Genomic DNA, 22,333 nt, shown 5'->3' on the forward strand with positions numbered 1-22,333 from the left:
GTATAGGGAACAATGACTAAACCTCAATATCAGGATGAAATGCAAAAGGAGGTGGCCAAGAAGGAGCGACGAAAGATTCGCGCACGCGAGTCCCGCGGACGTAGCATTTGGTTCGGATTAGGAATGTTTGGATTAATTGGTTGGTCGATTGCGATCCCGACCTTGATCGGCGCCATTGTTGGCCTATGGATGGATCGAACCTGGGAACATAGTTACTCATGCACCCTCATGGGCTTATTCGCTGGCATCACCAGCGGTTGTTGGATCGCATGGTATTGGATCCAGCAAGAGTTATTCACGAATGAACAAGATACGGAAGACGATCAGAAAGTGCAGAAATAGAGGAGTTGTCTTATGAATCCGATATGGGCTCTTGGCGTGTTTGTAATTGGACTGACTCTCGGCGTGGTGTATTTCGGGGGGCTTTGGTTGACCGTGCGACGTTTGCCGTCGATGCAAATACCGGCACTGTGGTTCTTGGCGAGCCTGCTGTTTCGCCTAGGCGTTGTGCTGACCAGCTTTTTTGCCGTACTTCAGGGAGGCTGGGAATTACTCGCAATTTGCGTGTTTGGATTTCTAGTCGTCCGATTCGTGTTGGTGGGTTGTTTAGGGAATTCGCACGAGTTTGCGAATTAGCAGGATTGATGACGATACTTGGTAACGTAATTGGATCCACTGTTGATCTGAAATGAACATCGAAGACCTAAGCCCTGACGACGCTGTTTTACTGCAATGGAAATTCATTTCATTGAATTACACCATTGTGTACACCTGGCTCGTGATGGTGCTTCTTGTCGGTATCGCATGGTGGTCTACCCGCAAGTTGTCATCCGGGCGAAGCATCTCGCGCTGGCAGAACTTCTTGGAAATCGTTGTTGGCACGATCAATAAACAGATCCAGGAGGTCAGCCAGGAAGACTCCGCGGGTTATTTGCCATTTATCGGGACACTGTTCTTGTTCATCGCAACGTCGAACCTGCTAGCCGTTGTCCCTGGCTTTCATTCCCCAACATCCTCACTTTCGACGACGACAGCACTGGCCCTATGTGTCCTGGTGGCTGTTCCCTTTTATGCCATCTCGAAGCAGGGAGTCGTGGGCTACCTCAAGCAATACTTGCAACCTACACCCCTCATGCTTCCCTTCAACTTGATTGGTGAGCTTTCGCGAACCCTTGCCCTGGCAGTGCGACTATTCGGAAACATGATGAGTGGCGCTAAGATCGCCGCTATTCTTCTGGCAATTGCGCCCTTGTTCTTTCCGATTTTGATGAACGCCCTGGGATTGCTAACCGGCCTGATTCAGGCATATATCTTTGCAGTACTGGCATTGGTGTATATCGCATCGGCCAGCCAGGCACATCATCGTCCCGAAGCGAACGCCCAAAGTGAAACTACTGAAAGTAAGAACGTCTCATGATCCGTAGGAACTAAAAGAAAGGAATGATTCGATGGACAACGTTGGACTTATCGGCATGGCGTCGATCTTTACCGCAGGCATTACGATTGCGATTGGCTCAATCGGGCCAGCACTGGGAGAAGGCCGCGCCGTTGCCCAGGCACTCAGCGCGATCGCTCAGCAGCCTGATGAAGCAAACCGAATTACGCGAACTCTCTTCGTTGGGTTAGCCATGGTCGAATCCACGGCCATTTATTGCTTTGTTGTATCCATGATTTTGCTGTTTGCGAATCCTGTTTGGAACTACGTGATTCCAGCAACAACAGCAAACTGACGGGGTTACTAGGAGTTGGCAAGTGATTGATTGGTTCACCATTGTAGCCCAGATTGTCAATTTCCTGATTCTCGTAGGGCTCCTGAAGTACTTCCTCTATGGTCGTGTTATCGAGGCCATGGAGAAAAGGGAACAGGTGATTGCCAGTAGCTGGGATGAGGTCAACTTGGCAAAAGAGGAAGCTCAACAGCAACGAGACTTGGCTGAGCAACACAACCGTGAGTTAGAAGACCAGCGGCAAGAGGAACTGGTTCGAGTTCATGAAGAAGTAGAAGTACACCGACGGGAACTCACCGCGAAGGTGCGAGAAGAAGTCGATCAGGTCAAGGCCCGTTGGTCTGCGGCAATTCGGGAAGAATCAACATCGTTCTTGCGTGACTTGCGGCGACGTGCGTCCGAGGAAGTATTTGCTGTCGCGCGTCGCGTATTGGACGACTTGGCTGATACCGAATTGGAGCGACGCATCGCCGAGAAATTCATTGTGTTGTTGAATCAGTTGGGAGATCCCCAACGAAATGAGGTCATGGCATCGCTTCGGCAAGGCGAGAACACAGTTGTCGTTCAATCGGCATTCGCGTTGCCTGAAGACCTCCAGCAGCGTATTGCGGAAACCCTGCGGACTCGGTTTGTGGATTCCATCGAAGTAACTTTCGAGCAAGCACCCGCGTTGATATGCGGCATCGCGATCCAGACCAATTCCCACAAGCTTGCATGGGAACTAGACGACTACCTGACGGGTCTCGAGGAAAGTCTGCATGCTGCCCTGGAAGAAGAAACGCTGGCCTCGGCCTCAAACGCATGATTCGGTGAAATAGGCATTTGTAGAACCGGTTGGCAAGATCATGGATCCATCAATCGAAACACTTCATGACGTTCTTGATCAAACGTTTGCCCTATTGAAACGTGTCCGAAATGTGAGTCCACGTCAACTTGCTCCTGAGGAAGTGGGACGGGTTAGCTTCGTCGGCAACGGTATTGTAGGAGTCGACGGGCTGCCAGGCGTCCAGTCCCAAGAGCTCGTTCGGTTTCCAGGAGATCGACTGGGTATGGCATTCAATCTCGATCCAGACGAGGTAGGGGTGATCTTGCTCGATAGAGCAAAGGGATTGCATGCTGGGGGCGAAGTTCGACGGACACAGCGTGTACTTGACGTACCAGTTGGCGAAACGCTTCTAGGGCGTGTAGTCGATGGCATCGGTCGACCCATTGATGGACTAGGGCCAATTCGAGCCGTTCGTCGCCTTCCAGTAGAACGTCCTGCGGCTGCCATCATGGATCGAGCTCCCGTTACGGTTCCGTTTCAGACCGGAATCAAAGTCATTGATACGTTGATTCCCATCGGGCGTGGCCAAAGACAGTTGGTACTCGGCGACCGGCAAACGGGCAAAACTGCGATTGCCGTCGACGCGATGATCAACCAACGCGACAAGCAGGTACTGTGTGTCTACTGTGCGATCGGGCAGCGTAGTTCTTCCGTGGCACGGGTCATTGAGGACCTGAAAGCCTACGGGGCAATTGAGCATACCGTCGTCGTTGCCACGACCGAAGATCATCCCCCGGGAGAACAGTACGTTGCGCCGTATGCCGCGATGAGCATTGCGGAACATTTCATGCAGCATGGGCGTGATGTGCTGGTTGTGCTCGATGATCTTACGAAACACGCGCGGGCATATCGAGAATTGTCTTTATTGCTTCGCCGTCCACCGGGACGAGAGGCTTTTCCCGGAGATATCTTTTACGTTCACTCGCGATTGTTGGAACGTAGTACACACTTGCGAGAAGAGTTCGGCGGTGGTTCGGTAACGACGATGCCCATCGTCGAAACAGAGGCAGAAAACTTATCTGCCTATATTCCGACCAATTTGATATCGATTACGGATGGTCAGATCTACTTAACCCCCTCGCTTTTCGACAAGGGGATTTTGCCTGCTGTGGATATCGGCAAATCCGTTTCACGAGTTGGCGGCAAGACCCAACTCCGAGCCTTTCGCACGGTCGCAGGGGACTTGCGATTGTCGTACGCGCAATTCGAGGAGTTGGAAAGCTTTGCACGCTTCGGAACTCGATTAGATGTTGAGACTCGGAAGACGCTTGAACGAGGACGTCGTGTGCGCGAGATTTTCAAGCAGCCCCAGTACCATCCACTTTCTGTGGCCGAGCAAATCGCTGTGCTTGTGGCTGTTAATGGCGGGGTCTTTGACGAACAGCCTCTCCGTGTGGTCCGCCAAATCGAGAGTGGGATCCGAGAGGCAATGTTGAAGACATTACCCGAACTAAGCAGGCGTTTAGAGTCAGGTTTAGTTGTTGCGCCAGAGGATTACGAGTTGATCCTCCAAATGGCCCGTGAAGCGTCAGGGAATTCGCGTATCGAAAAGTAAAGGAGCTTCCCTTTTGGAAACTGTCGAGTTACTTAAGAGCCGTATCCAAACTACTGAAGATTTGCACTCGGTGGTACGTACGATGAAAGCGTTGGCGGCCGTCAACATTCGTCAGTTGGAGAACGCAGTCGAATCCTTAGCCGAATATCGGCGTACCGTAGAATTGGGACTTCGCGTTGTCTTAAGCCAGGGCAGTGGCCGGGCGGTATTGGCCAGAGAGTCGGCCCAACATTCACTGGGAGCAATCGTGTTTGGTTCCGATCAAGGAATGTGCGGCCAGCTCAACGATCAAATAGCTGCGTATGCGTTGAAACAAATGGATTCGGGAGATTGTGCTTCCGAAGATCGAACGATACTGGCCGTGGGAAGTCGCGTTTCGGCACGTCTCGAAGATGCCGGCCAGAGGCTGGAAGTAACGCTTCCGGTCGCCAGTTCCTTGAGCGGAATTACACCACTTGTTCAAGAGCTATTGCTTCATATTGATCGATGGAGCAGCAACCAAGTGGTCGATCACATCGTGGTGTTTCATTGCCAACACCTCTCGCGGGCCGCTTATGTTCCGTGCAAGTTCGATTTGCTGCCCATCGACCGCCATTGGCTTAAGTCTCTGACGCAAGAAAAATGGCCCACGAAGATCTTGCCTACCTTCACGATGAATCCCGAACAGCTTCTGTCTGCCTTGGTTCGTCAATATCTCTTCATTTCGCTTTACCGCGCATGCGCAGAATCGCTCGCCAGCGAGAATGCCAGCCGTTTGGTTGCCATGCGTGGTGCCGAACGAAACATCGGTGACAAGATCGAGGAGTTGACGAGGCTGTTTCACCAACAACGGCAAATGGCGGTCACGGAAGAACTGCTCGACATCGTGGTCGGCTTTGAGGCACTTGCTGAGAATTGAAGAGCCTGCAAGCTATCTGAGTTGAGTAGTGGTTCAAAAAGTGGAATTCAAAAGCTCTAATGAGCAACATGTTAAGTCTAATCATCACAATTTGTGGCGTGATTATCGCCTTGGTCGGAATCTTCGAAACATGGGTTGCCGTTCTTTACCCGCGCGCTTTCAATGGCCCCGTTACATCGGCAATCTACCGTAGCTATCACTACATTTCACAGCGAATACTTGGTCCAGAGAGCACGCTTTTGCTTTTCAGTGGCCCGGTACTGATCGTAATTCAGGTAGCTGCTTGGGCCTCTCTTCTGTTGCTCGGAGTGAGTTTGGTCGTTTGGCCGCAACTTGGAACAAGCATTGTGAGCGTCACTGATGTTACCGATCAACGCTTCGGCACTGCTGTCTACTACGCCGGGTATTGTATTACGACACTGGGAACAGGTGATTTGGTTCCAAAGACGACATTTGCTCAAATGGTGACAACGACGGCGGCAGTTGTCGGTTTTAGTTTCTTCACGCTGGTTCTAGCCTACGTTATCTCAGTCTACAGTGCGCTCGAACGACGCAATCAATTTGCATCTGAGATCGACTATCGTATGGGGAGAACCGGTGACACCCTGGCCTATCTCAAGGGCTATCTCGCAACTAACGATGGTTCGCTCCTCAAGCAAGACATGTTCACACTGGCGTCGGGACTTGCTGATCTCTTGGAATCACACCACTTTTATCCCGCTTTGCACTATTTTCGATTCCGTGAGAAACGGTACTCCATGAGCAGGATATTGCGATTCTGTCTCGAAGTATCTTCCGCTTTCCGTAGTTTGAATGAATCAGCATCTAAAAAAGAGAATCCGGAACCGGCTGATCGGCTCTGGCACTCCAGCTTGCAAACACTCGAAGATACGATGGAGCATTTCGTGATATGTAGAGTACCGGGCAATCAAGAAGATATCACCATAGCGCTCCGGATTGCAGAGCATTTGAAATCTTGCAACACAGGAGCGAGATTTGATGAGGAAGTATTCGTCGCTGCCTATCAGAATGATTGCAAGCAATGGTTTGCTGATCTTGAGTCATTAGCGCATTGTACAATGACCGACAATTGAGAGCTTGAAAGTGAATTCCTCGTTTGAACGAAATTGAAAACGCTTATTCGCGCGGTATTGTCATTTATGGCTAGAGTTATCCTGCTTCCAAGAGAGGCTAAGTTCCATGGCCATCCAGAGTAAAATTCGCGGCCAAGGTCAAGCCAAACGACGTTAAGTCGAACCGGCGTTTCTGTGACAAGTTGTGATTCAACCGGGTTAACCCTAGTGCCCCATCTTCATCAAGGGAGCTTTTTGATAGGTCTCAGGCGTACCGAAGCGTTGGACGATCTCTTCAAAGATCGCTCCCTTGGGGACGTCATCGGTTTCCATGACCTGTTGGTAAAGATCGTCCGGCAGGACTCGCAAAAGGGTCATCAGGCCGTGAACCGACTTGGGCCAGGTCGCTCGCATGCCTTGGACTTCGCGACGTGACCAGATGGCCTTCATGAACTTCTCGGACATCTGCATGCCCTGCATCCCTTGCGGGTAGCCAGGGGTGGCAAAGCCCTCAGAATGCTTCATGTCGACCGGAGGACGTTGATCCAGGTTGGTCATATAGGCATCCACGTTTGATCCTTCGCGGATCCGCGGCCCGACTTGTTCCACCATGTGATTCATCATGTGATGGACCATATGACAGTGGAACATCCAGTCGCCGGGGTTGTTCGCAATGAACTCAAATTCAGCGGCCTGGGCGACTCCGACGAGTTCCGTATTGCGCGGAATCCAAGCCGACTTTGGCGTTCGAGCACCTTCTCGGCCGGTCAACCAGAACGTATGTCCATGCAAGTGAATTGGGTGATGCTGCATTGGTGAAAAATCGAGCAAACGAATACGCACCCTCTCGCCATGTTTAACGACCAGCGGTGTCGTAAAAGGTCCACTACGACCGTTGATCGTGTGCCAATTCCAGTCCATTGACCAGGAATTGCTGATGGTCTGATTAGCCTTGATGTGAAAATTTTGAAACAACAGGCCAAAATCGCGATCGACCGGTGGATCAAAAACCTTCTTGGGATGAACGATGAACCAGCCGACCATGCCGAACGCTTCCTGCATCGCGACATGAGAGTGATAAAAGAAGGTCCCCTCCTCGTGTATGTCGAATTCGTAGACGTAGCTCTTGCCCGGCATGATCGGGTTCTGTGTCAACGTCATCGAGCCATCTTGCTGGACGGGCAGTTCAAAGCCGTGCCAGTGAACTGTCGTGGGTTCTGGCAGTTCGTTGTGGACGATAATCCGGACGCGATCTCCCTGGGTTACCTCGATCGTCGGGCCAGGCATTGAACCGTTGTAGCCCCACACATCCATTTCATAGCCCGGCAGGAACTCACGGCGGACGTTTTGCGCGACCAGTTCAAACTGCTTTGCTCCGTCTTTCATGACGTAGGGAAGCTTTTCCAGGTCTGGGGCAATAAACGGTGCTGGTCCCTCCTCGGTTGTGCGAAACCCAGGAACCAGCTTGCCGAGGTAGTAGTCGCTATCAGGATCATTTCCGCGGCTTGGCTTGAAGCGTGAGAAGCCATCGTATTCATCACGAACGGGGCTTTTCTTTGTGCCATCAGATACTGGAGGCGATGTGATAGGACCGGCTTGAGGCGTAGCTGCCTCTTCGGGATCAACTGACTCTTGCGCGGAAAGTGTCGTCCCAGCGGCCAGAGACGCTGCGGCCAGCATGCCAGACTTGATAAACTGTCGACGGGGTGAGGTCTCGCGTTCCATGATCGGTTGATTCCTGAAAGATGTGGGTTAGCGAGGATTCGGCGTCGCATCCAAGTGACCAGGCGGTGTCGCCCCAGGAGCGGGATTTAAGCCACCGTGCAATAGAAAACCGTTAATCAATACTTCACTGGTACGGCGGGCAAGCAGCTGTTCGGTATACTCGATCCGGCGTAGCGTGTAGTCTCGATACGAGTGCAGCACATGGGGCCAGGCGAGGCGATCTTCTTTGTAACCTTGGAGCGAAGTGGCATAAGCTTGCTTCAGCTGAGGTAAAACCATCTCCTCGTAAGTCAGCACATGCTGAGCGGCAGTCAGGTACGTCTCGTACTGCATGGCCAGTCGCATCTTGAGGTCCATTTCGGTTCGGAGAATCTCCTTCTGCTGCCGAACGTAATCGGCTTGAGCCTGACGATACGTTCCCTGATTGCGATCGTAGATGGGAAGCTCCATGCGAACGCTCAAAGCTCCGGTCGTATCATTTGCCTCGAAGTTACGCCCGACGCCACCTCCAACAATCACATCGGGTACCCATTCCACACTCTCGCGATTGATTGTGATCTGGTCTTCCCTAAGTTTGGAATGCGCGGCGAGAATCTCCGGACTCTGGCTTAGCACCCGCTGTGCTACGGTATCGTAATCGATGAGATCGCTCGCAGTACGCAGATCGCCCGATAGCGGCAAAAAGGCGAGTTCCATGCCAACAAGCGAGCTGAGTTGGAGGAACTCACGACGGATGCGATTTTCAGCTTGAAGAACGGAAAGCTGCTGTCGCCGCAATTCTGAGTTGGCGCGATGGAGATCGACTTGATTGGCCTGCCCGGCATTGAACATTTCCCGCGTCGTCGCCAAATCATCTTCGGCCGTCTTCAGAAGCTCTTTCTGGAGGTCGAGGATCTGCTGAGCCGCGAGTGTCTTAAAGTAGTGAATGCGGACATCGTTGCACACGCGAAACTGCTGAGCGACAGCCAAGTGCTCGGCGACTTTGGCCCGCTGAAGGTACTTGTCTCGGCTCAACTGAAGCTTGCCGGCCGTCACGAAACGTTGTTCGAGTTCCGCACCCTGCCACTCGCCTGCGGTACCTTCGACACCGATGTTCTCGGCGATATAAGCAATCATTGGGTTGGGATAGAGGCCCGCTTGTTGAGCTTTCGCCAATTGCCCTGTGATTTGATACTGGGCTTGCAAGATGGTCGGATTGCTACGAGCGGCGAGTTCCAGCATTCCGTTGAGTGTGTGAACCTCTGTGGCATTGCCCTGGTTGGTGGTCAAGCCATTCCAACGTGTGCCTGGGGCTGCTGTGTCGAGTCCAATGTCCTGCGGTTCGGTCAGCATCTTTTCGATTGTCTGCTGTGCTGTAGGAGCAAGTTGTTGTCCCTGTACTGGTATTGCCAGCAGGGCGATTGAAATCGCGAGGGAACCAAGCAACTTGGAAAGTATGGAGGCGTCCATGAGCACTCTGCCAAAGGGCAATCCTGAGAATCGATCGAACGATATCACTACCTTCGGCATGTCGTGCGAGGTCGTTCTACTGACACCCCTCGTGGCACTTCTTTTCAAGCGTTTCTTTGGTAAGCCATGACGGTTATCAGAAATGGGTACACTTGGGTTACCCAGCATCCAGCGGTTCGGCGTGATTCGATAAAGAAATGACAGCACTGTCGAAATGATTAGGACGGTAAGGAACGGGTTTTGCAGTCGACAATGTCGACTATCTCGCGGACGAAATGCCTCTGACTTGCTAGGAGACGCACCCATGACAATGGTCTTCGAAACGGTCCAGACTGAGGGAATTGCGGAGCTATCTTACCTGATAGGCGACAACGGTTCTCAAACGGCCGCTGTGGTTGATCCTCGACCGAATGTTGAAGTCTATGTGACACTTGCCCGCAAACATGGGGTTTCCATCACTCATATTTTCGAGACGCACATTCATGCCGATTTCATGAGTGGCTCGCAGGAGTTGAGTCACCGGCTAGGAGAAGCCGATATCTACGTGAGCGGAGAAGGGAACGCTCAATATGATTTCCCCGTTCACAAAATCTACCACGGCGACCAATTTGAATTTGGGAACGTTGTGCTGACCGCACGTCATACGCCTGGACATACCCCTGAGCATTTGTCGTACGAACTGGCCGACAAGGGCGAGGTTGATAACCCTTGGGGTGTACTGACGGGGGACTCGTTGTTTGTGAACTCTGCCGGCCGCCCAGACTTACTGGGCGAGGATGAAACTGAGGAGCTTACCAAGCAGCTATTCCACACTCTCCGCGACTATTACTTGAATTTGGAAGACGGTGTTCTCGTTTATCCATGCCACGGAGCCGGGTCGGCTTGTGGTGCCGATATTGGCGAGCGTCCTATGAGCACGATTGGGCGCGAACGAGGGTCGAACGAATTCCTTCAATATGAATCGTTTGAAGATTTTCGGAGGTTCGTCCAAAACGGAGCGCCCCCAGTCCCCCAGCACTATCCCATTTTGAAAAAGGTAAACGCGAAGGGACAAAAACGGATCGGAGCTGCGCCTTCGATACCAGGTTTACCCCCCGAAGAATTCCAACAAGCGATGGATGACGGCAAGTCTCAGCTTGTCGATACTCGCCAAATGTTGGCCTTCGGCGGTGGGCACATTCCTGGTGCGATTAATATCGGTGATCGCCCATCGCTATCCGTTTGGGCGGGAGACATGCTTTCGTACGAAAAGCCCATCCTTCTGGTTGTGGAGGACGAAACTCAACTTGATTGGATTACGTGGCATTTTGCCTACGTTGGGCACACTAATTTCACGGGCTACCTGGCCGGCGGTATGAAGGCCTGGAGCAAGCAAGGGATGCCATTGACGACCTTGCCGCAACTCTCCGTACAGCAGTTGGCAAAACAGTTGGACCGATTTCAATTGCTCGATGTTCGATCCCCCAGCGAGTTTGAAAGCAGTCGGATCAAGGGGGCCAAGCATCAGTTCGTGGCCGAGATGCGAGATGGTCTCGACGACAACTTGGGCCTTGATCCGCAAGAGCCGGTGGCCGTCTACTGCGGCAGCGGCTATCGCGCAAGTATCGCTGCCAGTATTCTGCAAAGAGACGGCTTTAAGTACCCCTACAATGTGCCGGGGAGCATGCAGGCTTGGAAGAATGCTGGATTTAAGGTGGAAAAGTAAACGGCTATCCGACACTGAGACATGCCATGAAAATTAAAACGACTTTGTCATTTGTTGCGTTGATGCTGCCGGTATCTTTGGTGAAGGCCGACGAACTACCGTCTCGCTACCCGTATCCTGAACCAGCGTGGTCGCCTTACCTAGTCGGGGTTCTTATCGGACTTCTCGTTCTTGTCGCATTGGCATTCGCCGGCAAGAAGATAGGTGCTTCGAGTGCTTATTCCGATGCCGCTGGACTCATCGGAAGATTGATTGCTCCGAAACACATCGCCTCTTTGCCCTATTATCGAGACAACAAACCGCAGATCGGCTGGACCTTCATGATCGTGATTGGCGCGATCCTGGGCTCGTTTTTCGCCGCGTGGTCAGGGGGTGAACTGACCGGCACCTATCTTCAGGAAATGTGGGCTGCCCGCTTCGGTTCCGATAGTGCGTTTCTTAGAACGGTAGTGGCCCTGACGGGTGCCGCACTGATGGCATTTGGAGCCAGAATGGCTGGTGGTTGCACGAGCGGACACGGAATCAGCGGCACTTTGCAACTTGCCGTCAGTTCCTGGATCGCGCTGATTTGCTTCTTCGTCGGTGGAATTGCCTCGGCGATGTTGATGTACCGCATGTAGGTCGTACGAAGGATTAAATCATGGACAATACTTCTGGATTTATTTCCGATCAGAGCAGTCAACCGTCGACTGCAACTTCGCCGACGGGATCGTCGACACACACCGATACCACCGGATGGAGTTGGCTGGAAGCTTCGCCTGGTAAACTGGCAGCTGGCCTGGTTTTTGGGATGGTGTTTGGATTTCTACTGCAAAAAGGAGGCGTAGCGAAGTTCGACATTCTCATCGGAGTTTTGCTGCTAGAAAACTTTGTGGTCGTGAAGGTGATGATGACGGCGATCATCGTAGGGATGATCGGAAGCTATTTTCTTCGGCGGGCCAACATCATTGATTTTCACATCAATGAAACAAAGCTCGGTGCGAACATCCTTGGCGGATTGATTTTCGGGGTGGGATTCGGCCTGTTGGCATACTGTCCCGGAACTAACGCAGCAGCTGTCGGCCAGGGTAATCTCGATGCGATGTCAGGCATCGTTGGACTCTTGCTGGGCTCCTACGTTTATGCGATGAGCACTAAATTTGATAAGTCCGCTATCTCCAACTGGGGGCACTGCGGGAAGTTGACGCTAAACAGCGTAATGGGCATCTCGCAGGGAGCGTTCATCGCTTTCGCGGTTCCCGGTCTCGTCCTGATTCTCGTGCTTCTCGAGGTTTTAGGCTTCTAAGGCGACCTGATCTCATGCAGCCTGATGAATGTGACTCTGCTTGGAAGATTACGGCCGAGTGCTTTCGCCCGGAGAATTGAGACAGTTCAAAGTTTAATAGCAACTGTCGGCCTGCGGGGGGATCGGAAGTCACGGGGTACGCGAAACGCTATTGCTATAAAACGACTTTCAAGCCGTTTACGGTAGGGTATTCACGGTATTACTAGTTGTCTAACGTCGGTCCCCACGCAAACCAGAAGCCGATCGTACCGGACGCCAATGCAACTCCCAAGGCAAATGCACCCCAGAAGCCTAAACCCAAACGTTCTGAAAACGCCAGTGGTACGAAGAATGGCAAACCCAGCGGGACGAGGATCAGTGTTTCGCGGGCTAGTTTCGAGATTGTGGTCAGCTCTTGTTCTTTCCACCAGACCGACACGAACGCCACGATGCTGACGATGGGCAATGTGAGCAGCAGTGCTCCGAGCCGGGGGAAGCGGTCGGCGATTTGCGAGACGGCGGCGACGACGAGGCCGGCGATGATGGCGCGAAAGATCATGGGAAAACCCTTCCTGGTAAAAAGAGAAAGGCCCAAGCTTTGTGGGCTGTGGGCCTGTTCTCATCTTCTAGACTTACTCAACCGCAATCGGTACGTCGTACGTTACCGGTTCGCCTTCGGCTGGAACGATGCGGAAGCGAATGGCAACGGCATTAGCATCGGCTGGGATCTTCAGGCCGCCTTGGGCGAAGTGAGCCGGTTCCTCAGGGGTTTCTGGCTCATACACGGTGGCGACTTCCCTCGCCAGGACCGTGCTGCCATCCTTGGTGACCAGGGCGTTGAAGACTTCGACGTTGTCGACTGGCTTGCCATCCTTGGTGATCGAAACGGCGGGCTCGACTTCTTCACCCTTGTGCAGGTGCTTACCGTGGTGCCCCAGCTTGATGACCATGCCGGCATGCTCTTTCGGTTCCCCTTCCCAAACGAGGGCATCATCTTCGCCATGGGAGTGGCCGTGCTCGTGGCCGTGGGCTTCTTCCTTGAAGTTGCCGGCGTACGGAGTTCCGTCGATCGCGGCGCTCATGGTGCCTTCGTATTCCTTGACGGTGCCCAGGCCTTCATGGGTTCCGACGAAACGCGATGACTTGCCTTCCGGATCTCCTTCTTGCGGCTGGGGCATTAAGTCGGCTTGTAGCTTGGGGTCTTTGATCGTCAGCAAAACCGATTCTGCCGCGATGGGCTCAGGCGTCTTTTCGTCGCCTCCCAGGATGTAGACAGTTGCTTGCTGCTTGTCGTGATCGACGGTGAACTCGACGTGGTACTTGCCACCGCCCCAATCGGCCAGCGTGCCATCGTGTGGGCCAGGTGCGTGACCGTGTCCTTCTTCACCATGGTCATGACTATGGCCGCCAGGGCCGTGATCATGGCCGTGGTCTGATTCGGCTGTGTTGCCCGAGCCTGACACACCGGTCTTAGGTGTTTCGCTCTTGCAGCCCAACATGCCAATCGCGGCAATCATGACGGCAAGCCATACTTTGTAATTCACGTTAAGATTCACGGGTACGTTCCTTCTAGTAAATGAGGCGTCAACGTTCGAGGTTAAGGAATGATCTCTTCGCCTGACTCTTCCAGGCGGGCAAGATGCAGGGCATCCTTTCCGCTGTATTTCCAGAAGATGCCGGGGTGAATGAGAAACTCACAAAAGGTGGATGTCACTAGGCCACCAAGGATGACCGTAGCGACAGGATAAAGGATTTCGCGGCCAGGTTCCTGCCCCCCAATCACCAGCGGCAAAAGGCCAATTCCGGCCGTCAGAGCCGTCATCAGCACGGGCGCTAAGCGTTCCAGACTACCGCGAAGAATCATCTCTTGGGTAAAGTCTTCCCCTTCTTCTTTCATCAGGTGGAAGTAGTGGGTCACCAGTAGAATACCGTTACGAACGGCGATCCCACCGAGCGAAATAAAACCAACCAGACTGGCAACTGTCAATGTTTGGTCGGTGATCACCAGGGCCAGCACACCACCGATGAAAGCGGTCGGCAACGCGTTGAGGATTTGCAGCACAACGCGTACCGAAGGGAAAAGAACCATCAGCACGACGAACATGCCCACGACCGAGACGCCGGCCAGGACGACAATCGTGCGGGTAGCTCGCTGTTGGCTTTCAAACTGGCCGCCGTATTCAATGAAGTAACCTTCCGGCAAGTCGACCTGACGATCGACGTTTGCTTGAATCGCGGCGACCGCACTAGCCAGGTCGCGGTCTTGCGTGTTACAGCGAATGACCATCCGGCGTCGTGCGTTCTCGCGGTTGACAGCATTGGGACCGTTGCCAGGACCGACGTTGGCGATCTCGCGAAGTTCGATCTGTCCTTTGTCATTGGGAAGATCGATCCGCAGCCGTCCCAGGTTGGCATAGTCGGTACGGTATGCTTCTTCCAGGCGTACCAGCAGGTCGAACCGCCGTTGCCCTTCCAAAACTTCGGAAACGATTTCCCCTTGCAGGGCCGTTTGCAGCACGCTGGCCACGTACGCACGTGTGATGCCATAGAAAGCCAAGTCGTCCGTACGCAGTTCGATGTGTAGCTCTTCGGTCTTCTTGATCGGCTCGATTACCGGAGGCGTGATGCCATCGATTTGCTGTATGGTTCCCTTGACGTTCTCGGAAAGCTCTTGCAGCTTGTCGATGTCGTCGCCGAAGATCTTGATCGCGATCTGAGCGTACACTCCGGATACCATGTGGCTGATCAAGTGGGCCAGCGGTTGCTCCACTTCGATCGAAATACCTGGTACTTCTTCGCCCAGTTCTTCCAGCAACTTGTCGATGATCTCGTCGCGCTCGTGCTGGCTTTCCGGGTTCATACTCAGGATGTATTCGCCGGCGTTCACAGGCGACGCGTGTTCGTCCATCTCGGCCCGGCCTGTGCGACGGACGAAGTGGAGGATCGCCCCATCGGGGTTTTCGCTCGACTTCTGCATCTCGCGCAGCTTGGCGTCGATCAGGCCAGAGGCCATGTTCGAGGCGTCCAGCGACGAACCAGGCGGAAGCGTCACGTTGATCTGCACGCTTCCTTCGTCAAACTCTGGCAAGAAGTTTTTGCCCAGTTTGGCCATCTCCCAGCCGGCAAAGCCAACAGCGATCCACGTCAACAGTAGCAGCAGCGTGGGGGCAGCCATACTGAAACGAATCAAGTAGCTTGCCATCCACTTGAGCGATCGCAGCAGGATGCCATCGTGCTCGGCATGCGTCGCCGGGGCGTTGGGCAGCAGGTAGTACGACAGCACCGGCGTGACCGTCAACGAGACCAGCAGCGAGGCGAGAATCGAAACGATGTAAGCCACACCCAGCGGTGCGAACAAACGGCCTTCCACGCCAGACAGGGCAAACAGCGGCAGAAACACCAGGATCACCACCGCGGTACCAAACACGATCGCACTACGGATTTCCTTACTCGCTTCGTACACAACCTGCACGGCAGGTCGAGGATTCTCCAGCGAGTTGTTTTCCTTCAGGCGGCGGAAGATGTTCTCGACGTCGACAATCGCATCGTCCACCAGTTCCCCCATCGCCACGGCTATGCCGCCAAGCGTCATCACGTTGATGGACAACTCGGTGCCGGACACGAAGCCAATCAAACGAAAAACGAACGTCGTGATCACCAGCGATAGTGGAATCGCCGTCAACGTGATAAACGTGGTACGGAAGTTCAGCAGAAAGAGGAACAGAATGATGATCACCAGGGTCGCCCCGATGATCAACGCTTCGCCGACGTTGAAGATACCCCGGTCGATGAAGTTACGGAGTTGAAACAGCTCCGGATTGATCACGATATCGGCTGGCAGAGAAGCCTCGGAGTCGGCAAAGGCCGCTTCCAGGCGATCAGTTAGGTCACGCGTGTCGACGTGTGGCTGCTTGACGATCGTGAACACGACACCAGGCCGGCCGTTGACGCTGCCATCGCCTCGCTTGAACTCGGCTCCTTCGGTGATCTTGGCGACTTGCTCTAGAAGAATCGGGCGGTCTCCGTCGTACTTAATCGGTACCTGGCTCAGGTCGTACAGCACGCGATCGGGTTCAGGACCGAGCCGCCCAAGAATACGGATCGGTCGCTCCGTTTCTCCTTCCACCGCGAAGCCACCACTGGTGTTGATGTTGCTTTCCTTGAGGGCCTGTTCGACCTCTTGCAGCGTAACGTCGTACTCAAGCAGAGCCGTAGGGTCGATGCGAACCTGGTACTGCTTGCGGTCACCCCCAAGGATGAACGCTTCGGCGACGCCAGTCACTTTAAGAATGCGGGGTCGAATGACCCAGTCGGAAACGGTTCGCAAGGAAAGCTGCCGGGCTTCGCCGGAAGGGAAATCAACCTGGTATGTTTGGCCGGCAATGCGAAGAACAGCCGAGGGATCGCGCTGAATCTGAAAAGCACTTGCAGCAGGGGCAGCATCCCATCGAAGTAATTCAAAGTTGACCTTCTCCCAAGTATCGACTTGATCGCGGATCACCGGACGCCAAACCTGGAGCGACTCTTGGCCGCTTTCATCCGCGGCTACTTCGACCAGCATCGACGACTTGTCGATCGGGTACAACTCGCCACCACGAGGACCTTCTTGGCGGTAGATCCCCGCGACGACGATCTGCCCCATGATCGATGCCGGAGGCGTCATCTTCGGTGTGACCCCTTCCGGTAAAACGCCGTCGAGCGTCGCCAGCCGTTCTTGCACGGTCTGACGGGCTGATTTGATTTCGGTATCCCAGTCGAACTCGATGTAGATGACGGCCAGGCCGGCAGCGGACTGACTGCGAACGGCCTGAACACCGCTCGCCCCCAGCAGGGCAATTTCGATTGGCTGGGTCACGAGTGTTTCGACTTCTTCCGTCGCCAGGCCAGGACTTTCCGTCAGGATGATCACCCGCGGACGGTCCAGGTCGGGGAAGACGTCGATCGGCATTTGCGTGGCCAGGTAGGAACCGTAGACCAGCATCGCCAGGCTGACCACCATGATCAGCAGCCGATATTGCAGCGAAAATCGAATAACCGCGTTGAGCATGAATCGGTCCAATTAGTGGGAGGCGTGAACGGTTCCGTCCGCATGAACGTGCACGTCGGCACGCATACCGCTGGCAGCCTGGGCTTTCAGCACACGGTTGAGTGAAGCGGCCGCATTCTGGGCGAAGTACAACCCCGGCGTAATACTGCCGTCGTCGGCCAGAATGACGTTCAAGCGATCTTCGTGCAGCACCTGCACGGGAACGCGATTGAACAAGTCGCCATTCTGCTGAAACACGAATGCCTCGGGTCCTTCGCGTACGACGGCTGCCCGGGGAACGACCATCACGTCTTGCATTTGCTCGACTGGCACATGCAAGCGGACTCGCTGACCAGGACGGAAACGCCACACCACGAACGTCTCGTCGTTTTTCTCGTAGAAACGCGACTGATTGGTCAGCGGAATATAGAAATCGAACGTACGGCTATCGGCGTCAACTGCGTTGGACAGGTACTGAATCGTGAACGCCTGTTTCATCTCAGGCCAATGTTCGGGGTGATCTTCCGCAAACTCGACCGTAATCGGCCAATCGTTCTGCGCGGCATCTTCCAGGAATGGAGCTTCTCGTTTAAACGCGTGCCCTTCGATGTATAAGTTGCGATGATTCGAGAGCGTCGCGAGTAGCTGCCCCGCTTGAACCTGTTGACCGAGATCCGTTTCCAGCCCTTGCACTTCATAGGCGATCATGTTGTTGCTGCTGGCACGTTCCGAATCGTCGACGCTGGCAACGGGATGGGTCACTTGTTCGGCCGGTGGTGCCGTGATGGTAACGGTCGGCACAAATTCCCCCTGGGTCACCTGGTCGACTTGCTCCAGCGTCAGACCGCGGGCGAGCAGATCCTGCCGATGGCTTTGGATCAATGCTTCCTGGCGTCGCTTGTTGCTTTCGAGGTCGATGATTCGCGAACCCGAGATGGCCCCACTCTGGGCCAGCGGACGCAATCGCTCGATCTCTTCCTGGACTAGCTCTTTCTCCTTAGTCGCTTTGAACAGCTCTTTCTGTGTGTTTTGAAGGTATTCGCTGGAAAGCGTCAGCGTGAACAGCTTCTCGCCTGGTCGTACCGTTTGACCTGGGTAAGCGAAGATCTCAGTCACGATTCCCACGGCCGGCGACGTGATCCCTCGGTCGGTTTCGCCAGGCCGGTCAGCGATAATGCCTGGGATCGGAATGGTCCGCCAATAGGTTTGAGAACGGATCGGCTTGGCCACTAGGTTCAGGTTCTTGCGGGCCGATTCCGATAGTTTCAGCATCTTCGGCTCTTCGATCGGTGCTTCAGCCTCGGCATGTTCCGAATCCTCATCGGATGACCCGCCAGCGACCAGCGGCACCCACTGATCTTGTGTCATATACGCGCCTGCCCCGATCGCTAGAACAACGATCGCCACCACGGCATAGCGCAACAATTTCGTCAATTGCATCGGTCGAAACTCCAGAGGACGCAGGGACGTTCCCTGCAAAACAAGCCGACTATCAGGCTTTATCAAAGCAGCGTTAGAAGGCGTATCACTCGCAGCAAATTGCGAATTACGCCTAGCCGATCCCTAGCAGCGGATCGAGAGAATTTGCGCATACAGCGCGCATTGAGAGCGCACACCGTCGTCTAAGACGTTCCAGTGGCCTCCGATAGAATCCACGCAAACGAGAGCTGAGTGGTCATGGACGCTAGGAACCACCGCAACCATAGCGGCCAATTCCGGAAGTGAAGTCGAAAGACAAGCGTTCGTTAGATCGATTTCGGGTAGATAGACGGCGTCGTCATCGTGCTCATCGGAAGCCGGCCTGGCCGGGGCTTCCGGCTCATGGTGATGAGCGTGCTCATCGTTATGGCAGTGATCCGCATGAAGATGAATATGTGCCCTGGACGCGTGCGAGCTTTGCTCCACATCGACCGCATCGGTATGCACATGGGGTGCAGCAGCAACGGCCTGCCCCAAGAGCATAAGGAGGATCAGAGATGTGGAAGTGAATGATCGCATAGACACTTAATTATTGAGATTCAGAACAAACGTATCCTAAGAATAGGTCGCAAGTCCGGCAAGTTCAAGCGGGAGCGTTACCGCTTCTGGAACTTTCTAGCCAACGGGTTCAAGATGTCGTAAGCCTCATCCTCTTGAGACCTTGTCGCACTGTAAGTCCCTGTCAAATAACCGCTAACGGCTGTCGTTTTCTTACGGGAAGGCACTAAGGATGGTTCACCGGTTGCTTTAAATTCTTTGCAAATTGGCACCCGCCGTGTGGATGAATCTACATGAGAGTTCGGCGAACCTCAGGTGCCCTGAAACGGTAGGTTGGGCGCTCTGCGTCACGTTTCCTCATCAGATCAGAAGTAGTTGTTTCTCGCGAAGATTCGGCCGAAGAAACCGATATGAGCCGTTTTATCGCACTAATCCTGATCCCTTTCAGCATGCTCATGCAGCCGATGCCGCATGTCCACTGGGCGGATTGTGCTGATGCGCAAGAAGGTCATGTCCATCATGGGCACGTGCATCTCTCGACGCTCTGGGGCGAACACAGCCACCACCATCACGATCACCACCAGCATCCATCGGCCCCCACGCCTGATGATTGTTCTCACGATGCGGACGCACTGTACGTTGGCGATCTGGCCGCGACTATTTCCAGTTCCGGCACTTTGAAGTTGGTCGCATCATCGTGGCAGCCAAACATGGCACACCCGCAATGCTTTGCCATCGTGCAGGATGGAAAGGGGCTCCCTCGACCATTCCCTGATCCGATGCGCCAACTTGGATCGATTTCTGATGTACCCCTGTTTCTTCAGGGTGGGTCGTTCCGAACTTAAGTCGACCCTTCTCTAAAACGTCCAGCTAGCTGAAGCCAGTGCAGATGGCACGGTTCTCGATTGACGACTAACCGAAGTGCTCTGGGCAGGGCTGTAAGCCATGACCGCGCTACCAAGTTATTTACCGACCGCAAGAAAACATTTGGCCCAAACTTCAGGGGTGACGAGATGGCAATTTCCAAGAAAACGTTTCAGATGTTCCTTATCGCAGCCATCGGTGGAGCAGGCCTCGCCGGATGCGTAAGCGATCGCGCACGCGACTACTCGTCGTTGGTCGAAGTCCCCCCGGTTCAGCCAGCGGAAGTCGAGCCGAAGACTTCGATCGCAAAGGACAGCACCGTCACGTTACCAACGCTTCCTGCGGATGACCTTCAGCTGGTCTCTCACTTACAAGACGCTGATATCGAGCTTGCTTCAGCCGAAAGCATCCACATACCGGACGTACCCAGCGAAGCCAACGGTATAACGCTCAAAGCGATTCAAGACCTGGCCCTGCTCAACAACCCCTCGGTTCGTGCAATGTCAGCCACGGCCCAAGCTGAGTCGGATTACCAGTACCAGGTAGGCCGTAAAGCGAACCCCGAGGTCGGCTACATGGCCGTTCAGCTTGCTGACCAAGGTACCGACCAACACCTTTTGTACGTCGAACGCGAGTTCGTCACCGGTGGCAAGTTGCAATTGAATCAGAACGTGCTGGGACATTCGGCGGAGGCGTTTCGCTGGGATGTTGAGTCGCAGCGGTATCGCGTGCTGACCGACGTCCGTTTGAAGTTCACCCAAGCCCTTGTCGCCCAGCGACAAATGGAGTTGATCGATGGCTTTAGTGGTGTGCTAGAGAAGGGGATCGACCTGGCCCAGCGCCGCCTCAACGCCAAGGAAGGCACCCAAACCGATCTGCTGCAATCGCGGATTCAGCTGAACGAAGTGGAGGTAATGCGGCAGCAAGCCGAGTATCGTTGGAAAGCAGCCTGGCAAGAGATGGCCGCAGCTGCTGGCGTACCTGACATGGCCCCGACGCGCCTTGCCGGCGAGCTTGATCCGAAAGCAGGGCAACTCGCCTGGGACGATGTCTACGGAAACTTGCTAAGCAGCAGCCCCGAACTACGTGCCGCTGAAAGCCGCGTTCGCTTGGCCCAGTGTAACCTCTCTCGGCAAGAGGTGCAGACCATCCCGAACGTTACGGCCAACTTGCAATCAGGCGTCGACAACGCCACTGGATCGGGGCTTATCCAACTTCAAGTCGGAGCACCCATCCCGGTTTACAACAAGAATCGGGGCAACGTTTCGGCGGCCTACAATGAGTTCAGCCGAGCCACGCACGAAGTCAAACGCATCGAGATGTCTCTCAAGTCGCGATTGGCCCAGGTATCGCAGGAATACGACTCTGCCAAGTTCGCCGTCCAACGCTACGAAGAACAGATCTTGCCGATGGCAAAGGAAACCCTCGACCTGGCCGAACAAGCCTATGGAGCCGGCGAATACTCGTTCATCCAGACCCTCATCGCCCGGCGTACCTACTTCGACACGAACATCGGCTACCTGAACTCGCTAGGCAACCTGGCCCAGGCCCACGCCAAGGTCGACGGCCTGCTGCTGACCGGTGCTCTTGATCCATCGACGTCAACGAACCTGGGAGATGGTCTGCGGGGGCAGACGTTTAGCCAGCAGTAGAAGCGTGTCGACGGAAGAGTAAGTGAGGACGATTGTTGAGCAGTTAGCGACGTTGGAATAACTCACAACAACTTTAGTTAGTCGACCAAGGAGAGCGTGTCCAGAGGTTAGAACCAGATGCCAGTTCGCGATGACCGTTTTCGCATTTCGAGGCCAGTTGCCGTCGAAATGAAGGAGGACGGAGCCCAACCATGTGAACACAAGATTCGTAAGTCCTTGTGAGGAAACGTATTGAAGAAAGACAACACAATCAAGGATTCCAAAATTCATCATCCGATGTCTTAGCCCTTGCCTTGGTTGTGTTGTCACATCATGTTGGGCTTAGTTATTAGCTTGGCCGTTTGATGCTGAAGCTGCATTGGATGTCGATTGGGATGTCAGAATGAAGTCGATTTGAGCCATCGGTCATCGGTCACGCTAACTTAGCAGAAATGGTCGCTACGGTTTATTGGTGCACCGGAAGGCATATGTTGGTTCACTATGATAACTCCAATTCAGCTACTTATCGGACTGGCCACTGGCGACACATGTCCTGAAAACGTCTTAGGTGATCGGGCCACGATTTGCCTCTGAATGACGGTGTATTGAGAAG

General features: G+C 54.0%; 20 protein-coding genes. 14 read left to right on the forward strand and 6 right to left on the reverse strand.

Translation table 11 applies throughout. The features are described 5' to 3' along the window. Positions 1 to 12: 12 nt before the first annotated feature. The 8 genes from LA756_RS00450 to LA756_RS00485 all read left to right on the forward strand — a co-directional run bounded on the left by LA756_RS00450 (position 13) and on the right by LA756_RS00485 (position 6,100). The gene (locus LA756_RS00450) at positions 13 to 342 is read left to right on the forward strand and encodes an AtpZ/AtpI family protein (protein ID WP_224437918.1); all 330 of its coding nucleotides are present in this window, start codon (positions 13 to 15) and stop codon (positions 340 to 342) included. Between the two features lie 12 nt (positions 343 to 354). Then, the gene (locus LA756_RS00455; RefSeq protein WP_224437919.1) at positions 355 to 636 is read left to right on the forward strand and encodes an ATP synthase subunit I; all 282 of its coding nucleotides are present in this window, start codon (positions 355 to 357) and stop codon (positions 634 to 636) included. Positions 637 to 688: 52 nt separating this feature from the next. Next, on the forward strand, positions 689 to 1,417 hold the full coding sequence (locus LA756_RS00460; RefSeq protein ID WP_224437920.1) for a F0F1 ATP synthase subunit A: 729 nt from the start codon (positions 689 to 691) through the stop codon (positions 1,415 to 1,417). Between the two features lie 31 nt (positions 1,418 to 1,448). Continuing rightward, entirely contained in the window at positions 1,449 to 1,730 is a 282-nt protein-coding gene (locus tag LA756_RS00465; protein WP_224437921.1) for a F0F1 ATP synthase subunit C, read from the forward strand. Between the two features lie 22 nt (positions 1,731 to 1,752). Then, complete coding sequence (locus LA756_RS00470) at positions 1,753 to 2,532, forward strand: F0F1 ATP synthase subunit delta (RefSeq protein WP_224437922.1); 780 nt, start codon at positions 1,753 to 1,755, stop codon at positions 2,530 to 2,532. Positions 2,533 to 2,572: 40 nt separating this feature from the next. Continuing rightward, positions 2,573 to 4,108 (forward strand): alternate F1F0 ATPase, F1 subunit alpha, encoded by a 1,536-nt coding sequence (locus tag LA756_RS00475; RefSeq protein WP_315858337.1) that lies wholly within the window; start codon positions 2,573 to 2,575, stop codon positions 4,106 to 4,108. 70 nt (positions 4,109 to 4,178) lie between these two features. Further along, positions 4,179 to 5,006, forward strand: a complete 828-nt coding sequence (locus LA756_RS00480) for a F0F1 ATP synthase subunit gamma (protein WP_261362069.1) — start codon at positions 4,179 to 4,181, stop codon at positions 5,004 to 5,006. A 59-nt stretch (positions 5,007 to 5,065) separates the two neighbouring features. Next, positions 5,066 to 6,100 (forward strand): potassium channel family protein, encoded by a 1,035-nt coding sequence (locus LA756_RS00485; RefSeq protein ID WP_224437924.1) that lies wholly within the window; start codon positions 5,066 to 5,068, stop codon positions 6,098 to 6,100. Between the two features lie 204 nt (positions 6,101 to 6,304). Here the strand turns inward: LA756_RS00485 and LA756_RS00490 are convergent, their stop codons facing one another. Then, positions 6,305 to 7,804, reverse strand: a complete 1,500-nt coding sequence (locus LA756_RS00490) for a copper oxidase (protein ID WP_224437925.1) — start codon at positions 7,802 to 7,804, stop codon at positions 6,305 to 6,307. Positions 7,805 to 7,831: 27 nt separating this feature from the next. Next, positions 7,832 to 9,253, reverse strand: a complete 1,422-nt coding sequence (locus tag LA756_RS00495; RefSeq protein ID WP_224437926.1) for a TolC family protein — start codon at positions 9,251 to 9,253, stop codon at positions 7,832 to 7,834. On the opposite strand from LA756_RS00495, the gene LA756_RS27085 reads away from it, so the two are divergent. The 4 genes from LA756_RS27085 (at position 9,252) to LA756_RS00510 (ending at position 12,243) form a co-directional block, all read left to right on the forward strand. Continuing rightward, positions 9,252 to 9,383: a hypothetical protein gene (locus LA756_RS27085; protein WP_261362070.1), complete on the forward strand. Its 132-nt coding sequence runs from the start codon at positions 9,252 to 9,254 to the stop codon at positions 9,381 to 9,383. The two genes, LA756_RS00495 and LA756_RS27085, sit on opposite strands and share 2 nt — an antisense overlap. Positions 9,384 to 9,557: 174 nt before the next feature. Then, positions 9,558 to 10,958, forward strand: coding sequence for a rhodanese-like domain-containing protein (locus tag LA756_RS00500; protein ID WP_224437927.1), 1,401 nt, complete (start codon positions 9,558 to 9,560; stop codon positions 10,956 to 10,958). Positions 10,959 to 10,984: 26 nt separating this feature from the next. Then, on the forward strand, positions 10,985 to 11,578 hold the full coding sequence (locus tag LA756_RS00505; protein WP_224437928.1) for a YeeE/YedE thiosulfate transporter family protein: 594 nt from the start codon (positions 10,985 to 10,987) through the stop codon (positions 11,576 to 11,578). A gap of 20 nt (positions 11,579 to 11,598) precedes the next feature. Continuing rightward, positions 11,599 to 12,243 (forward strand): YeeE/YedE thiosulfate transporter family protein, encoded by a 645-nt coding sequence (locus LA756_RS00510; protein WP_224437929.1) that lies wholly within the window; start codon positions 11,599 to 11,601, stop codon positions 12,241 to 12,243. 202 nt (positions 12,244 to 12,445) lie between these two features. On the opposite strand, the gene LA756_RS00515 is transcribed toward LA756_RS00510, so the two are convergent. From LA756_RS00515 to LA756_RS00530, 4 genes are all read right to left on the reverse strand, one after another. Then, positions 12,446 to 12,781, reverse strand: a complete 336-nt coding sequence (locus LA756_RS00515) for a hypothetical protein (protein WP_224437930.1) — start codon at positions 12,779 to 12,781, stop codon at positions 12,446 to 12,448. Positions 12,782 to 12,854: 73 nt separating this feature from the next. Next, a complete protein-coding gene (locus LA756_RS00520) occupies positions 12,855 to 13,778 on the reverse strand; it encodes a hypothetical protein (protein WP_224437931.1) in 924 nt (307 codons plus the stop codon). Positions 13,779 to 13,819: 41 nt separating this feature from the next. Further along, positions 13,820 to 17,269, reverse strand: coding sequence for an efflux RND transporter permease subunit (locus LA756_RS00525; protein ID WP_224437932.1), 3,450 nt, complete (start codon positions 17,267 to 17,269; stop codon positions 13,820 to 13,822). A 12-nt stretch (positions 17,270 to 17,281) separates the two neighbouring features. Beyond that, positions 17,282 to 18,688: an efflux RND transporter periplasmic adaptor subunit gene (locus tag LA756_RS00530; RefSeq protein WP_224437933.1), complete on the reverse strand. Its 1,407-nt coding sequence runs from the start codon at positions 18,686 to 18,688 to the stop codon at positions 17,282 to 17,284. 947 nt (positions 18,689 to 19,635) lie between these two features. On the opposite strand from LA756_RS00530, the gene LA756_RS00535 reads away from it, so the two are divergent. Further along, positions 19,636 to 20,070, forward strand: a complete 435-nt coding sequence (locus tag LA756_RS00535) for a hypothetical protein (RefSeq protein ID WP_224437934.1) — start codon at positions 19,636 to 19,638, stop codon at positions 20,068 to 20,070. A 168-nt stretch (positions 20,071 to 20,238) separates the two neighbouring features. Further along, positions 20,239 to 21,741 carry a TolC family protein gene (locus tag LA756_RS00540; RefSeq protein WP_224437935.1) on the forward strand — a complete coding sequence of 501 codons (1,503 nt, stop codon included), beginning with the start codon at positions 20,239 to 20,241 and terminating at the stop codon, positions 21,739 to 21,741. Positions 21,742 to 22,333: the final 592 nt, after the last annotated feature.

Origin of the sequence: Bremerella sp. TYQ1 (genome assembly GCF_020150455.1) — a bacterium.
Taxonomy (GTDB): domain Bacteria; phylum Planctomycetota; class Planctomycetia; order Pirellulales; family Pirellulaceae; genus Bremerella; species Bremerella volcania_A.

What these genes read in the sequence shown, in the direction of transcription:
- LA756_RS00450 (WP_224437918.1), top strand. Translation starts at nt 13, where the DNA reads ATGACTAAACCTCAATATCAGGATGAAATGCAAAAGGAGGTGGCCAAG.
- LA756_RS00455 (WP_224437919.1), top strand. Translation starts at nt 355, where the DNA reads ATGAATCCGATATGGGCTCTTGGCGTGTTTGTAATTGGACTGACTCTC.
- LA756_RS00460 (WP_224437920.1), top strand. Translation starts at nt 689, where the DNA reads ATGAACATCGAAGACCTAAGCCCTGACGACGCTGTTTTACTGCAATGG.
- LA756_RS00465 (WP_224437921.1), top strand. Translation starts at nt 1,449, where the DNA reads ATGGACAACGTTGGACTTATCGGCATGGCGTCGATCTTTACCGCAGGC.
- LA756_RS00475 (WP_315858337.1), top strand. Translation starts at nt 2,573, where the DNA reads ATGGATCCATCAATCGAAACACTTCATGACGTTCTTGATCAAACGTTT.
- LA756_RS00485 (WP_224437924.1), top strand. Translation starts at nt 5,066, where the DNA reads ATGAGCAACATGTTAAGTCTAATCATCACAATTTGTGGCGTGATTATC.
- LA756_RS00490 (WP_224437925.1), bottom strand. Translation starts at nt 7,804, where the DNA reads ATGGAACGCGAGACCTCACCCCGTCGACAGTTTATCAAGTCTGGCATG.
- LA756_RS27085 (WP_261362070.1), top strand. Translation starts at nt 9,252, where the DNA reads ATGAGCACTCTGCCAAAGGGCAATCCTGAGAATCGATCGAACGATATC.
- LA756_RS00495 (WP_224437926.1), bottom strand. Translation starts at nt 9,253, where the DNA reads ATGGACGCCTCCATACTTTCCAAGTTGCTTGGTTCCCTCGCGATTTCA.
- LA756_RS00500 (WP_224437927.1), top strand. Translation starts at nt 9,558, where the DNA reads ATGACAATGGTCTTCGAAACGGTCCAGACTGAGGGAATTGCGGAGCTA.
- LA756_RS00505 (WP_224437928.1), top strand. Translation starts at nt 10,985, where the DNA reads ATGAAAATTAAAACGACTTTGTCATTTGTTGCGTTGATGCTGCCGGTA.
- LA756_RS00510 (WP_224437929.1), top strand. Translation starts at nt 11,599, where the DNA reads ATGGACAATACTTCTGGATTTATTTCCGATCAGAGCAGTCAACCGTCG.
- LA756_RS00515 (WP_224437930.1), bottom strand. Translation starts at nt 12,781, where the DNA reads ATGATCTTTCGCGCCATCATCGCCGGCCTCGTCGTCGCCGCCGTCTCG.
- LA756_RS00525 (WP_224437932.1), bottom strand. Translation starts at nt 17,269, where the DNA reads ATGCTCAACGCGGTTATTCGATTTTCGCTGCAATATCGGCTGCTGATC.
- LA756_RS00530 (WP_224437933.1), bottom strand. Translation starts at nt 18,688, where the DNA reads ATGCAATTGACGAAATTGTTGCGCTATGCCGTGGTGGCGATCGTTGTT.
- LA756_RS00535 (WP_224437934.1), top strand. Translation starts at nt 19,636, where the DNA reads ATGAGCCGTTTTATCGCACTAATCCTGATCCCTTTCAGCATGCTCATG.
- LA756_RS00540 (WP_224437935.1), top strand. Translation starts at nt 20,239, where the DNA reads ATGGCAATTTCCAAGAAAACGTTTCAGATGTTCCTTATCGCAGCCATC.